The following is a 13,236-nucleotide window of genomic DNA, read 5'->3' on the forward strand; positions in this document are numbered from 1 at the left end:
CCCAGCCCGCAGGGGTCCTGACCTGCGAATACACAGACCCGTGGCCGGAATGTTCCGCCCGCCCTCGGTCACCGCGCGGGCTTGGCGGTGCTGCCACGCTGGGCCCATGCCCGCCACCGCCGTGCTCGACGCCGTGCTCGACCGCTCCCTCGTGCTGGGCTACACCAGGATCGGCCCCTCGCTGCGTCGCCGGTGGTGGCCCGCCGACCCCGCGCCAGGCTCGATGCGCGGCAGGCGGGTCGTCGTCACCGGCGCCACCTCGGGCATCGGCGAGGCGATCTCGGTCTCCCTGGCCGAGCTGGGCGCGACGGTCCACCTGCTCGGCCGCAGCGCCGACAAGGTCACCCGCTACGCCGAGCGGCTGCGACAGGCCGTGCCCGGCGCGGACGTCGTCGAGGAGGTCTGCGACATCGGCGACCTGGACGCCGTGCGGGCGTGGTGCGCCGACCTGCTCGAGCGCGTCGACGTGCTCCACGGACTGGTCCACAACGCCGGTGCGATGCCGCCGAAGCGCGCCGAGACGCCGCAGGGCCACGAGACTGCCCTGGCCGCCCACGTGCTCGGCCCGCACCTGATCACCGAGCTGCTGCTGCCCGCGCTGGGCGCCGCGACGACCTCGGGCGGCTCGTCGGTGGTCTTCATGGCGTCGGGCGGCATGTACGGCGCCGGGCTGCGCGGCACCGAGGACGAGATCGAGTTCCGCGACGGCACCTACGACGGCGTGCAGGCCTACGCGCGGACCAAGCGGATGCAGGTCGTCCTGGCCGACGCCTGGGCGCGGCGGCTGCGTGGCGGCGGCGTCCGTGTCGAGAGCATGCACCCAGGCTGGGTGGCGACGCCCGGCGTGACCGAGAGCCTGCCGCGCTTCAGCAAGGTGATGGGCCCGCTGCTGCGCGACGCGCGCGGGGGCGCCGACACGGCCGTCTGGCTGGTGGCGACCCGCCCCGAGTCGTCCGGCAGCCACCACTTCTGGCACGACCGGGCGCTGCGCCCGACGACGTTCGGCTGGCAGCGCGACCAGGACGCCGGCACGGTCGAGCGGTTCCTGGCCTACGTCTCCACCGCGACCGCGACGTCCGCCGCCTGGTAGCCCTCACCAGGGCACGACGCCGGCCGCGTCGACGAACCTCCCGGCCGGCCGCTCGGTCGCCGAGCCGGCGCGCCACACCACCTCGGCGGCCTCGTCGGCCGTGAGTGGCGCGAGGTCGCGGCTCATGGGCGTCAGGTCCGTCTGGACGAACCCCGGGCAGACCGCGGTGACGACGACCGACGTCCCCTCCAGCCGGCGCGCCAGCGAGACCGTGAGGCTGTTGAGGGCGGCCTTCGACGCGCGGTAGGCCGGCACGGCCGTGGCGGCGTACGGCGAGGACGGGTCGGCGTGGTCGGTGAGCGAGCCCATCGTGCTGGAGACGTTGACGACCCGACCGTCGGCGCTGCGCAGCACGAGCGGCAGGAACGCCTCGATGACCGCGGCGGCGCCGACCACGTTGGTGTGCAGCGTCCGGGCCAGGACCGACGGCTCCGCGAAGGCCGCGCCGGTGGAGGTGGCCTCGGGCAGGATGCCGGCGTTGTTGACCAGGACGTCGAGGCGGTCGTGACGCCGTGACAGCTCCTGCGCCGCGCAGCGCACGCTGACCTCGGAGTCGACGTCCAGGCCCACCCCGGAGACCTCCAGCCCCTCGCGGCGGAGCAGGTCCACGGCCCGTCCGAGGGCCGCCTCGCTCCGGCCGCTGAGGACGACGTGGTCGCCGGCTCGGGCGAAGCGGCGGGCGGTGGCCAGGCCGAGGCCGCGGGTGCTCCCGGTGACCAGGACGGTGCGTGACATGGGGTCTCCTTCGAGGGGGTGTCATGCCAGCGTGCCCGCGCCGCGGCGGGCGCTCTCGCGGGATCCGGACCTGTCATCGGCCGTCGCCGGGGCCCGGCGATACTGGCGCGATGGAGCAGCCGCACGCGCCGATGCCGGGCGCCGAGTCGCTGGCCGAGCCGCTGCGCTCGCGCTGGAGCCCGAGCATCTTCGACGACACCCACCGCCTGGACCCCGAGGACCTCGAGACGCTGCTGCACGCGGCGCAGTGGGCGCCGAGCTGGGGCAACAGCCAGCCGTGGGCGTTCGTCGTCGCCGAGCGCGGGTCGGCGAGCCACGACCTGCTGGTGCCGCACCTGAGCCGTGGCAACGCCGGCTGGGTGCCGCGGGCGAGCGTCGTCCTGGTGACGGCCGTGCAGGTCGCCCCCGACCCCGACGGCGAGGGCGGGGCCAGCCCGGGCCACGCGTTCCACGACCTCGGCCAGGCGGCCGCCCACCTGACGCTGCAGGCGCGCTCGATGGGGCTGCACGCCCACCAGTTCGCGGGCTTCGACCGCGAGGCGGTGCACGCGGCGTTCGGCGTGCCGGCGTGGTTCGAGGTGATGACCGGGATCGCGGTGGGCGTGCGCGGCAACCCCGAGGACGTCCCCGAGCGCGACCGCGGCCGCGAGCAGAAGGTGCGCCGCCGCCGCGAGCTCGACGAGTTCGTCTGGGGTCCCGCCTGGGGCGAGCCCTGGCAGGCGCCGTGAGCCGCCGCGGCAAGTCGCTGCTGCTCGTCGGGCTGGTCGCGCTGCTGGTCAACCTCCCGGTGGCCCACAGCACCTGGACGAGCTGGCGGGTCGACCGCGACGGCGTCGACGTCACCGCGTCGGTGACCGACACCCGGCGGCTGCCCGACGGCGACGGATACCTCGTGGAGTTCCAGATGCCCACCGAGATCGACCCGGAGGAGCCGCTCTGGGTCGCCCAGGTCGACGAGGCGACGTACGACGAGGCGGTGGCGCAGGAGCGCGTCGACGTGCGCGTGCTGCGCGACCAGCCGTCGGCGTACACCGTGAGCGGCCAGGTCACCAGCCGCGTCGGCCTGGTCATCGTGCTGCTCGTCGACGCGCTGCTGCTCGCGGTGGCGCTGCTGATGTGGCGCACGCGAGGACGCGGCGGGCACGCGCTGGTGCTGGTCGCCGACGGCGACGTGGAGCGCTGCCGCCCCGGCGCGCTGCTGGAGCGGCGGGAGGACGGGCACTACGTCGTGGAGGGCGAGGTGGTCTCGATCGAGGCGGACCGGATCGTGCTCGACGTCGACGGCCGCGAGGTGACGGTGCTGCTGGAGGGGCATCACAACCCGGTGGGCCACCAGCAGCCGGCGCGCGTCTCCGGACACCTCGTCGGCTGACGTGGACGCCGGGGGACACTGGGCAGCATGAGCGCACTCCAGGACTTCTCCGCCACGGGCATCGACGGACGCGATGTCGACCTCGCGGACTACGCCGGCCAGGTCGTGCTGGTCGTCAACACCGCCTCGCAGTGCGGGTTCACGCCGCAGTACCAGGGCCTGCAGCGCCTCCACGACCAGTACGGCGAGCAGGGCTTCGCGGTCCTGGGCTTCCCGTGCGACCAGTTCGGCCACCAGGAGCCGGGCGAGGACGACGAGATCGCCGGCTTCTGCGAGCGCAACTTCGGCGTCACCTTCCCGCTCTTCAGCAAGGTCGACGTCAACGGTGCCGACGCGCACCCGGTGTTCGAGTGGCTGCGCTCGGAGAAGGGCGGCCTGCTCGGCAGCAAGATCAAGTGGAACTTCACCAAGTTCCTCGTCGGCAAGGACGGCAAGGTCATCGGGCGCTACTCGCCGACCACGGCGCCCGAGAAGATCAGCGGCGACATCGAGAAGGCGCTGGCCTCCTGATGGCCGTCTTCTCGGCGACCACCAAGGCCGAGGCCGTCGTACCCCACGAGCGCGCGCGCATCTGGGACGCCCTCGTCGACCCGGCGCTGGTCGGCCGGATGACGCCGTTCGTGAAGCGGATCGAGGCCTCCGGCGAGCACTGGGTCTGGTCGATGAGCGGCCTCGAGGTGATGGGCATCGGCTTCTCCCCGACGTTCACCGAGCGGATGACGCTCAAGGACCAGGAGCGCATCGAGTTCGAGCACGACCCGCCCGCGAGCGTGAAGGAGCGCGCCGGCGTCACCGGCTGGTACGACCTGCGCGACGTCGACGGCGGCACCCGCCTCGAGACCAGCCTCGAGGTCTGCATCAGCCTGCCGCTGCCCCGCGCCGCCGGCCCCGCCGTCCGCTCCGCCATGAAGGGCGTCATGGCCACCATGGGCGACCGCTTCGCAAAGAACCTGCTGGACCACCTCGCCGCGGGGTGAGCAGGTTTTTCAGCATCTGCTGAAAGACCGGCGCTTCTGGGCGTGAGTTCGGCCCAGAAGCGCTGGCTTATCAGCATCTGCTGAAAAACCTGCTGTGCGGCCGGTACCCACATCTGCTGGTACCGGCCACCTTCTGGGCCGTCGAAGCGCCCCAGAAGGTGGCCGGCAGGCCCAGAACCGCCGCGGTCAGACGGTCGCGGACCGGCCGCTGTCGAGGCTGTCGAGCTCGTCCTCGAGACTGGCGCCGCTCAGGTGCGGGCGGACCAGCTTCTCGCCCTCGACGTCGACGTTGGGCAGCAGGCGGTCGAGCCAGGCCGGCAGCCACCAGGCCTTCTCGCCGAGCAGGTACATCAGCGCCGGGATCAGCGTCATCCGCACGATGAAGGCGTCGAAGAACACCGCCACGGCGAGCGCGAAGCCCATCGACTTGATGATGGGCTCGTCGATCAGGATGAACGCCGCGAACACCGAGATCATGATGACGCCGGCCGCCGCGACCACGCGGGCGCTGTTGCGGAAGCCGTCGACGACCGCCTCACGGGTCGACATGCCGTGCACGTGCGCCTCGCGCATCCGGGTCACCAGGAAGACCTGGTAGTCCATCGCGAGACCGAACACGAGCCCGATCAGGAAGATCGGCATGAAGCTGACGATCGGCTGACCCTCGACCAGGCCGAACGTGCCCTCCTGGAAGACCGCGACCGTCACGCCCAGCGTCGCGAGCACCGAGAGCAGGAAGCCCAGGGTGGCCGTGAGCGGCACCAGGATCGATCGGAAGACGACCATCAGCAGCAGGAACGCCAGGCCGACGACGACCGCGAGGTAGACCGGCAGCGCGCCGCTGAGGCGCTCGGACACGTCGGTCGTGATCGCGGTCAGGCCGGTGACGCCGGTCGTCGCCCCGGTCTGCTCCTCGATGCCGCTCTGCCCGTCGCGCAGGTCGGTCAGCAGGTCCTCGGTGGCGGTGTCCTCGGGCCCGGTCTCCGGGGTGATCAGCACCGTGGCGCCCGTACCCTGCTCGTTCTGTCCCACGACCTGGGCGTTCTTGACGTTGTCGAGGCCAGCAGCCCAGGCGGCCACCTCGCCGAACGCCGCGCCGCGGTCGGCCTCGGGTACGTCGCGGGCGTCGACGACCGCGAGCATCGGCGCGTCGCGACCGGGGCCGAACGCGTCGGCGACCAGGTCGGAGGCCTTGCGCTGCGTGGTGTCGGAGGCGGCCGTGCTGTCGCTCGGGAAGGCGAGGTGCAGGCTCTGCAGGGGCAGCGCGAGCACGCCGAGGCCGACGACCACGAGCAGCACGACGGCGATCGGGGCGCGGGCGATCGTGCGGGCCCAGCGGACGCCGTTGTTGAGGATCAGGCCGTCCTCGTCGCGCTTGGGGCGGTAGTGACGCACCCGGCCGCCGAACGCCTTGGACTTGGTCATGCCGAGCAGCGCCGGCAGCAGGGTGAGCGCGACGAGCACCGAGATGAACACGGTGGCCGCGGCGGCCAGGCCCATGCTGGCGAGGAACGGGATCCGTACGACGAGCAGCGCGGACAGCGCGATGATCACGGTGAGGCCGGCGAAGACGACGGCCGACCCGGCCGTGCCGACCGCGATCCCGACCGCCTCCTCGCGGTCGTCGGTGTGGTGCAGCTCGCTGCGGTAGCGCGCCAGGATGAACAACGCGTAGTCGATGCCGACCGCCAACCCGATCATCGTGGCGAGCATGGGCGTGGTCGAGCCGATGTCGGTGAACGCGGTCATCGCCGTGACGCCCATGATCCCCAGGCCCACGCCGATCAGCGCGGTGAGGATGGGCAGGCCGGCGGCCACGAGCGAGCCGAAGGTCAGGATGAGCACGATCAGGGCGACGCCGATGCCGATCAGCTCGGAGGTGCCGCTGAGCTCGGTCATGCCGGTGGTGCCGGAGCCGTTGGCCTCGACGGTGAAGCCGTCGCCGCGGGCGTCGTCCATCGCGTCCATGAGCGCCTCGATGGTGGAGGGCTTCACGTCGGCGACGGAGTCCACGTCGAAGTCCCAGGCGATGGTGCCGACCCGGCCGTCCTCGCTCAGCGGGGACAGCGCGGCGGCGTTCGCCCTCGCCTCGTCGACCGAGCCCCCGGCGTCGGTCGCGGCCTTGACCAGCTGGTCCTCCTGCGCCTGAGCGGCCTGGACGGGCCCGGCGAGCGGGGCGTCGGGCATCTGCGGCAGTCGCGAGAGGTCCTGGATCAGGGCGTCGACGCGGTCGGCGTACTCGGGGTCGGACAGCGTGCTGCCCTCCGGGGCCGCGACGACGACCTTCACCGAGGCCTGGTCGAAGGCGTCCACGGCGTCGGGGAAGAGCTCGGCCTGCAGGTCGCCGGCCTTCTCCGAGGGGATGCCGGGGATCGAGAACGAGTCGGTCATCGGCTTGGACATCGTCGCCGAGAAGGCGCCGACGGCGAGCACGGCGATGATCCAGCCCGTCAGGAACAGCGGCCAGCGGCGGAAGGCCGTCTTGCCGAGGCGGTAGAGCACGGTGGCCATGGGGGAACTCCTGGTTGCGGTGGGGAAGGGCTGGTCGGGCTGGTCAGGGAGTACGGCGGTCAGACGAGCAGCTCGCGCGCGAGGCGCAGCTGGTGCAGGAAGACGTCGGCCAGCGGTCGGTCGTCGCCCTCCTGGGTGGGCAGGCAGCCGTCGAAGAGCGCGACGAACAGCTGGACGAGCAGGCGGGCGCGCTCGGCGCCGAAGTCCGGGCCCTCGCGGGTCAGGATCATCTCGACGAACTCCCCGGCGAGCGCCTCGAAGCGCTCGTGGGCCGCCACGATGAGGCGCGGCGTGGTGACGACGATGCGGCGACCGCGCTGCATCTCCTCGCGGTCGAGCACCTTGGAGCTGAGCAGGACCAGGGCGAGCTCGCCGAGGTCGTCGACCAGGTGTCCGTGCGGGCCGCCGGCGTAGAACGTCGCCAGGACGTCCGGCGGCACCTCCGGCGGGTTGCCGAGGACGGCGTCGATCTTGCTGGGGAAGTAGTTGAACAGCGTCCGGCGCGACACCTCGGCGTCCTCGGCGAGCTCGTCCATCGTGAAGCCGTCGAGCCCGCGCTCGTCGGTGAGCCGCTGCGCGCACGCCGTGATCCGGTGCTCGGTCTCGAGCCGGCGCCTCTCCCGGAGCGTTGCACTTTCTTCCATGGAGTGCATTCTTGCACTCTTTCGGGAAAAGTGCACAAATGTGTCGCCCGTCACTCGCCTTCAGCCCCCCGTGGGGACGATTCCCTCACCTCGGGGCCCGCCGGCGCCGTCGGTGGTGGTCGTTGTGGTCGCCGAGGGACGTCGGTGACTTGCCGGTAACCCGCGCGGGGGGCGAAGGTGGCGAGGTGTCCAGACACTCCGCCACCACGTCGTCGTACTCGATCACCATGCGCCTGCACACGGCGCCCGACCACGGGGTCGTCGGCCAGGTCGCCACAGCGATCGCGCAGGCGGGCGGGATCGTGACCGCGATCGACGTCGCGGAGTCGACCGGCACGCGCCTGGTCCTCGACGTCACCTGCTCGGCAGGCGACGCCGACCACGCCAAGGAGCTCGAGGCCGCCGTCGACGCGGTCGACGGCGTCGAGGTCTACAAGGTCAGCGACCGGACCTTCCTGCTCCACCTCGGCGGCAAGATCGAGGTGTCCTCGAAGGTGCCGCTGCGCAACCGCGACGACCTCTCCATGGCCTACACCCCGGGAGTGGGGCGCGTCAGCAAGGCGATCGCCGACCACCCCGAGGACGTGTGGCGCCTGACCTCCAAGGGCAACACCGTCGCCGTCGTCACCGACGGCTCGGCGGTGCTCGGCCTGGGCAACATCGGCCCCGGCGCCGCGCTGCCGGTGATGGAGGGCAAGGCCGCGCTGTTCAAGCGCTTCGCCGACATCGACGCCTGGCCGATCTGCCTGGACACCCAGGACACCGACGAGATCGTGCGCGCGGTCGAGATGATCGCGCCCGGCTTCGGCGGCATCAACCTCGAGGACATCGCGGCGCCGCGCTGCTTCGAGATCGAGCGCCGCCTGCGCGACAGCCTGGACATCCCGGTCTTCCACGACGACCAGCACGGTACGGCGATCGTCGTGCTCGCCGCGCTCACCAACGCGCTGCGCGTGGTGCGCAAGGACCTCGCCTCGGCCCGCATCGTCGTCTCGGGCGCCGGCGCCGCCGGCAGCGCGATCGTGACCCTGCTGCTCGCGGCCGGCGTCAGCGACGTCGTGGTCTGGGACCGCGAGGGCTGCCTGGCCGCCGGCATGACCGGCCTCTCCCCGGCCAAGCAGCGCCTGGCCGAGAGCACCAACCCGCGCCGGGTCACGGGCGACCTGCGGGCGGGGCTCGCCGGCGCCGACGTCTTCATCGGCGTCAGCGCCCCCGGCGTGCTCAAGGCGGAGTGGATCGCCGACATGGCCGACGAGGCCGTCGTCTTCGCGCTCGCCAACCCCGACCCCGAGGTCGACCCGGCCGAGGCCGACAAGTACGCCGCGGTCGTGGCCAGCGGCCGCTCCGACTACCCCAACCAGATCAACAACGTCCTGGCCTTCCCCGGCGTCTTCCGCGGACTGCTGGACGCACGCGCCTCGGAGATCACCGTCGACATGCTGCTGCGCGCCGCCGACGCCATCGCCCACGTCGTGCGCGACGAGGAGCTCAACTCCAGCTTCATCATCCCGAGCGTCTTCGACACCGACGTGCCCAAGGCCGTGGCGGCCGCCGTCCGCGGCGGCGACCAGCGCTAGACGCTCAGGGCCGCCCGAGCGACCCGGGCGCCCGGAAGCGCACGGTCGAGGCCAGGGCGTCCTCGCGCAGCACCTTGCGCTCGGCGACCACCTGCACGGCGTAGGGATGCCCGACGTACATCGCGGTGACGGCGTAGCCGGTCCCGCCGGGCAGCTCGCGGCGCCACTCGTGGCGCAGCGGGGTGCCGTCGCTCGCCTCGACCGTGGACCGCTCGCTGCCGGCGTACTCCTCGTCGAAGGCCGCCCGCCCCCCGGCCACCGAGCGGAGCTCGCTGTAGGTGATCGTCACCGGTGACCCGGCGATCTCGAAGTCGCACATCCAGACCGTGGGCCGTCCCGAGCCGCGCTCGCCCGTGCGGACGTCCTGGCAGCTGTCGCCGCGCGGGCTGAACGACGGGAAGACCCAGCGCAGCCCCCGCACGCCCTTCGGCCGCGCGCACGAGGACAGGTCGGCCACCTCGCTGCCGTCCCAGCAGACCGACGACGGGGCGGTCGCGTCGGCGCTCTGCGGCTCGGCGAACAGCAGCCGCGCGCCCACCAGGCCGGAGGTCGCCAGGAGCACGACCAGGGGCAGCACCACGAGCGGCGTGCGGCGTCGCAGGACCCGGCGTACGGCGCCGAACCGTCGCTGCGTGGCCATGACCCACCTCGTCTCTGGTCGTGCCATTGTGACCCCGGACACGCCCGCCGTCACCCGGTTCGGCGATTCCAGTGCCGGCAGGCGGGCCCGGCGGGACCGATGACTCGCGCTCCCGGAGCCGGTCTGAGCGTGCTCGCGGGCCCTGCCGGCCGTCCCCGGCCCCCACTATCCTGCGAGATCGACCCCGAGGAGCAGATCGATGATCGAAGCGCGCGGACTCGTGCAGACCTTCCACACCGGGCAGGGCAGGAAGAAGCGCCCGGTGCACGCCGTGAGCGGCGTCGACCTCGACGTCGCGGAGGGCGAGGTGGTGGGCTTCCTGGGCCCCAACGGCGCCGGGAAGACCACCACCCTGCGGATGCTGGTCACCCTGCTCAAGCCGACCGCCGGCACGGCCCGGGTCGCCGGCTACGACGTCGCCCGCGAGCCGACCCAGGTGCGGCGCAGCATCGGCTACGTCTCCCAGACCGGCGGCGTCTTCAGCAGCGCGCGCGCCGGCGAGGAGGTGATGGACCACGGCATGCTCTACGGCCTGTCCCGCTCCCAGGTCGAGACCCGCGGCAAGGAGCTCTTCGAGCAGCTGCAGCTCGACGGCCTGTGGGAGCGCATGCCCAAGAACATGTCGGGCGGGCAGAAGCGGCGCCTCGACATCGTCGCCGGGCTGATCCACGACCCCACCCTGGTCTTCCTCGACGAGCCCACGACCGGCCTGGACCCGCAGGCCCGGGCCAACCTCTGGGAGCACATCGCCAAGCTGCGCTCCGAGCGCGGGGCCACGGTGTTCCTCACCACCCACTACCTCGACGAGGCCGACGTGCTGAGCGACCGCATCGTCATCATCGACCAGGGCCGCATCGTGGCCAGCGACACCGCCGACAACCTCAAGGCGCAGGTCTCCGGCGACCTCGTCGACCTCGAGGTGGCCGACGCCGGTCAGGTCGCCGTGGCGCGCGACAAGCTGGCCTCGATCGCCACGCAGGTCGAGGTCGACGACCGCCACGTCCGCGGCCGGGTGCAGCGCGCGGGCCGGGCCATCCCCTCGCTGCTGCGCGACCTGGAGGCCGCCGCGGTCTCCCTCGACTCGATCGAGGTGGCGCGCCCGACCCTCGACGACGTCTTCCTCACCCTCACCGGCCGCTCGCTGCGCGACGCGGAGTCGGCGGCCGACGGCCCGGGGGCCGACGCCGAGACCGAGCTCGAAGGAGCCACCTCATGAACAGCTTCGTCCGCGACTCCTCCATCGTCTTCCGCCGCCAGATCCGGATGAACCTCCGCAACCCCGCCTGGGTCCTCATCGGCGTCATGCAGCCGGTCCTCTACCTCCTGCTCTTCGGGCCGCTGCTCAAGCCGGTCGTGCGCACCTTCCCCGGCTTCGACGGCAACGAGTTCACGTTCCTGGTGCCCGGCCTGCTCGTGCAGCTCGGGCTCTTCGGGGCGTTCTTCGCGGGCTTCGGCCTGATCGCCGAGTGGCGCGAGGGGGTCGTGGAGGCCGAGCGGGTCACCCCCGCCAGTCGTACGGCGCTGCTGTGCGGCCGGCTCCTGCGCGACCTCGCTCAGCTGCTCGTCCAGGCCGTCATCCTGGTCGCCCTCGGCTACGTCATGGGGCTGCGCGGCTCGTTCGGCGGCATCGTCGTGGGCATCGTGCTCACCCTGCTGATCGGCGGGGCGTGCGCGGCGGCGTCCAACGCGCTCGCGCTGACCACCAAGTCCGAGGACGTGATGGCGCCGCTGATCAACATGATCATGATGCCGGTGCTGCTGCTCAGCGGGATCCTGCTGCCGATGACGCTGGGCCCCGCCTGGCTGCAGAACACCAGCGACTTCATGCCGTTCCGCTGGATCGTCGACGGCGTCCGCGACGCCTTCACCGGCGACCTCGGCACCAGCGGCGTGCTGTGGGGCACCACCTGGGCCGCGGCGCTGTTCGTGGTCGCGCTCTGGTGGGGCACCTCGGTCTTCCGCCGCGACGACGCCTGAGCGCGCCGACCCGGCCAGGAACCGTCCGGAGGGTGGCCGCGTCCCACCTGCATGACACCCCTCCGCACTGTCGTGGCCGCCCTGGTCGGCTCGCTCGCCCTGACCCTGACCGCCTGCTCGCAGGACCACGAGCCGGAGCCCGGCCCGGAGCCGGGCACCGTGACGCGCGGCATCGACACCGCGTCGTACGTCGAGGACTACGAGGTCGGCGCCGGCGACAGCGGCGCGATGAACTACTCCCAGTCCCAGCCGCAGTCAGCGCCCGGGAGCGCGAGGTCGTTGTCGGAGGGCGGTGGCACGGACCCGCTGAGGATCCCCGGCCCCCTGGAGGACAACACGTTCGTCGACGAGGGCACGAGCGGCTTCGTGGACCCGCGGGAGGACGCGCGGTCGACGTTCGCGCTGGACGTCGACACCGGCTCGTACGGCGTCGCGCGGACGCTGCTCGAGCAGGGACTCCGCCCGCCCGCCGAGTCGATCCGGGTCGAGGAGTGGGTCAACGCGCTGCCGGTCGCCGACGAGGCCCCCGCGGGCGCCGACCTCGCGGTGACCAGCGAGTCCGGGATGGCGCCGAGCCTCGAGGACGGCACCCAGCTGGTGCGGGTCGGGGTGGCGGCGCGGGAGGTGACCGCCGCCGAGCGGCCGCCCGTCCACGTCACCCTGGTCGTCGACCGCTCCGGGAGCATGGACATCCGCGAGCGGCTCGGGCTCGTGCAGTCGTCGCTGGCGCTGCTGGCCGACCGCCTGCGCGACGACGACACGGTCGCGGTCGTGTCGTTCGAGGACCAGGCCGAGCCGCTTCTCCCGCCGACCCCGGTCCGCGACACCGAGACGATCCTCGAGGCCGTCGAGGGGCTGAAGCCCGGCGGCAGCACCAACCTCGAGGCCGGCCTGACCCTGGGCTACGAGCAGGCGCGCAAGCACTTCGACCCCGAGGGGCTCAACCTGGTCGTGCTCTGCTCCGACGGCGTCGCCAACGTCGGCGCGACCGGCCCGGGGTCGATCACCGAGCGGATCGCCGAGGAGGGCCGCGACGGGATCAGCCTGGTGACGGTCGGCTACGGGATGGGCAACTACAACGACCACCTGATGGAGCAGCTCGCCGACCTCGGCGACGGCTTCTACTCCTACGTCGACTCCTACGACGAGGCCGAGGAGCTGTTCGGCACCGCGCTGACCACCACCCTGACGCCGGTCGCGGCGGAGGCCCGCACCCAGGTCGCCTTCGACCCCGAGCTCGTGTCGTCGTACCGCCTGGTCGGCTACGACAACCGGCAGATCGCCGACGAGGACTTCGCCGACATGGACGTCGACGCGGGCGAGCTCGGCGCCGGCCACCACGCCACGGCGCTCTACGAGGTCCGGCTCGCCGACGGCGTCGAGCCGGGCGACGTGATCGGCACCGCGAGCGTGCGCTGGACCTCCCCGCGCGACGGCGAGCCCCAGGACGCCGGCGCCGAGCTGACCGCCGCCGACCCGGCCGCCGAGGCGAGCCCGGCGCTCGCGCTGCCCGCGGCGGCCGCCGACCTGGCCCAGCTGCTCAAGCGCGCCGCGCCGTACGCCGAGCGGCCGGTCTCGCTCGAGAGCCTCGCGGAGCGCGTTGAGGTGCTGGAGACGGAGGGGGTCGACGGGGCCGAGGAGCTCGCCGAGCTGGTGCGCGCCGCGCAGGACGCCGACTGACTTTACAAAGGCGCAGGGGTTGTCAAGCAGGTT

13 protein-coding genes are annotated in these 13,236 nt (G+C 72.7%); 9 read left to right on the forward strand and 4 right to left on the reverse strand.

Translation table 11 applies throughout. From position 1 onward, the window contains the following. Nucleotides 1-106 precede the first annotated feature (106 nt). Complete coding sequence (locus tag IRQ30_RS11780; RefSeq protein ID WP_193613041.1) at nucleotides 107-1,090, forward strand: SDR family NAD(P)-dependent oxidoreductase; 984 nt, start codon at nucleotides 107-109, stop codon at nucleotides 1,088-1,090. A gap of 3 nt (nucleotides 1,091-1,093) precedes the next feature. On the opposite strand, the gene IRQ30_RS11785 is transcribed toward IRQ30_RS11780, so the two are convergent. After that, nucleotides 1,094-1,825, reverse strand: coding sequence for an SDR family NAD(P)-dependent oxidoreductase (locus IRQ30_RS11785; RefSeq protein ID WP_193613042.1), 732 nt, complete (start codon nucleotides 1,823-1,825; stop codon nucleotides 1,094-1,096). 110 nt (nucleotides 1,826-1,935) lie between these two features. On the opposite strand from IRQ30_RS11785, the gene IRQ30_RS11790 reads away from it, so the two are divergent. Genes IRQ30_RS11790 through IRQ30_RS11805 form a run of 4 tightly spaced genes read left to right on the forward strand, consistent with a single transcriptional unit; the run spans nucleotide 1,936 to nucleotide 4,174 of the window. Continuing rightward, nucleotides 1,936-2,553: a nitroreductase family protein gene (locus IRQ30_RS11790; protein ID WP_193613043.1), complete on the forward strand. Its 618-nt coding sequence runs from the start codon at nucleotides 1,936-1,938 to the stop codon at nucleotides 2,551-2,553. Beyond that, on the forward strand, nucleotides 2,550-3,197 hold the full coding sequence (locus tag IRQ30_RS11795) for a hypothetical protein (protein ID WP_193613044.1): 648 nt from the start codon (nucleotides 2,550-2,552) through the stop codon (nucleotides 3,195-3,197). The genes IRQ30_RS11790 and IRQ30_RS11795 overlap by 4 nt, the downstream gene beginning before the upstream one ends. Before the next feature lie 27 nt (nucleotides 3,198-3,224). Next, complete coding sequence (locus IRQ30_RS11800) at nucleotides 3,225-3,707, forward strand: glutathione peroxidase (RefSeq protein WP_193613045.1); 483 nt, start codon at nucleotides 3,225-3,227, stop codon at nucleotides 3,705-3,707. Next, on the forward strand, nucleotides 3,707-4,174 hold the full coding sequence (locus IRQ30_RS11805) for an SRPBCC family protein (protein ID WP_193613046.1): 468 nt from the start codon (nucleotides 3,707-3,709) through the stop codon (nucleotides 4,172-4,174). Before IRQ30_RS11800 ends, IRQ30_RS11805 begins: the two co-directional genes overlap by 1 nt. A gap of 186 nt (nucleotides 4,175-4,360) precedes the next feature. Here IRQ30_RS11805 and IRQ30_RS11810 read toward each other — a convergent pair whose 3' ends face one another. Beyond that, nucleotides 4,361-6,685: an MMPL family transporter gene (locus IRQ30_RS11810; RefSeq protein WP_193613047.1), complete on the reverse strand. Its 2,325-nt coding sequence runs from the start codon at nucleotides 6,683-6,685 to the stop codon at nucleotides 4,361-4,363. Nucleotides 6,686-6,744: 59 nt separating this feature from the next. After that, nucleotides 6,745-7,329, reverse strand: a complete 585-nt coding sequence (locus IRQ30_RS11815; RefSeq protein WP_227467474.1) for a TetR/AcrR family transcriptional regulator — start codon at nucleotides 7,327-7,329, stop codon at nucleotides 6,745-6,747. 227 nt (nucleotides 7,330-7,556) lie between these two features. Between IRQ30_RS11815 and IRQ30_RS11820 the strand changes: the two genes are divergently transcribed. Beyond that, on the forward strand, nucleotides 7,557-8,906 hold the full coding sequence (locus tag IRQ30_RS11820) for an NAD-dependent malic enzyme (protein ID WP_227467491.1): 1,350 nt from the start codon (nucleotides 7,557-7,559) through the stop codon (nucleotides 8,904-8,906). Between the two features lie 4 nt (nucleotides 8,907-8,910). Here IRQ30_RS11820 and IRQ30_RS11825 read toward each other — a convergent pair whose 3' ends face one another. After that, on the reverse strand, nucleotides 8,911-9,546 hold the full coding sequence (locus IRQ30_RS11825; RefSeq protein WP_193610089.1) for a hypothetical protein: 636 nt from the start codon (nucleotides 9,544-9,546) through the stop codon (nucleotides 8,911-8,913). A 199-nt stretch (nucleotides 9,547-9,745) separates the two neighbouring features. Between IRQ30_RS11825 and IRQ30_RS11830 the strand changes: the two genes are divergently transcribed. From IRQ30_RS11830 to IRQ30_RS11840, 3 genes are read left to right on the forward strand one after another with little or no spacing between them, the layout of a single operon-like run. Continuing rightward, entirely contained in the window at nucleotides 9,746-10,762 is a 1,017-nt protein-coding gene (locus IRQ30_RS11830) for an ATP-binding cassette domain-containing protein (RefSeq protein ID WP_193613050.1), read from the forward strand. Next, nucleotides 10,759-11,523: an ABC transporter permease gene (locus IRQ30_RS11835; protein WP_193610091.1), complete on the forward strand. Its 765-nt coding sequence runs from the start codon at nucleotides 10,759-10,761 to the stop codon at nucleotides 11,521-11,523. Before IRQ30_RS11830 ends, IRQ30_RS11835 begins: the two co-directional genes overlap by 4 nt. A gap of 51 nt (nucleotides 11,524-11,574) precedes the next feature. Continuing rightward, the gene (locus IRQ30_RS11840; RefSeq protein ID WP_193613051.1) at nucleotides 11,575-13,203 is read left to right on the forward strand and encodes a vWA domain-containing protein; all 1,629 of its coding nucleotides are present in this window, start codon (nucleotides 11,575-11,577) and stop codon (nucleotides 13,201-13,203) included. Nucleotides 13,204-13,236: the final 33 nt, after the last annotated feature.

Origin of the sequence: Nocardioides lijunqiniae (assembly GCF_015024225.1) — a bacterium.
In the GTDB taxonomy this organism is placed as follows: domain Bacteria; phylum Actinomycetota; class Actinomycetes; order Propionibacteriales; family Nocardioidaceae; genus Nocardioides; species Nocardioides lijunqiniae.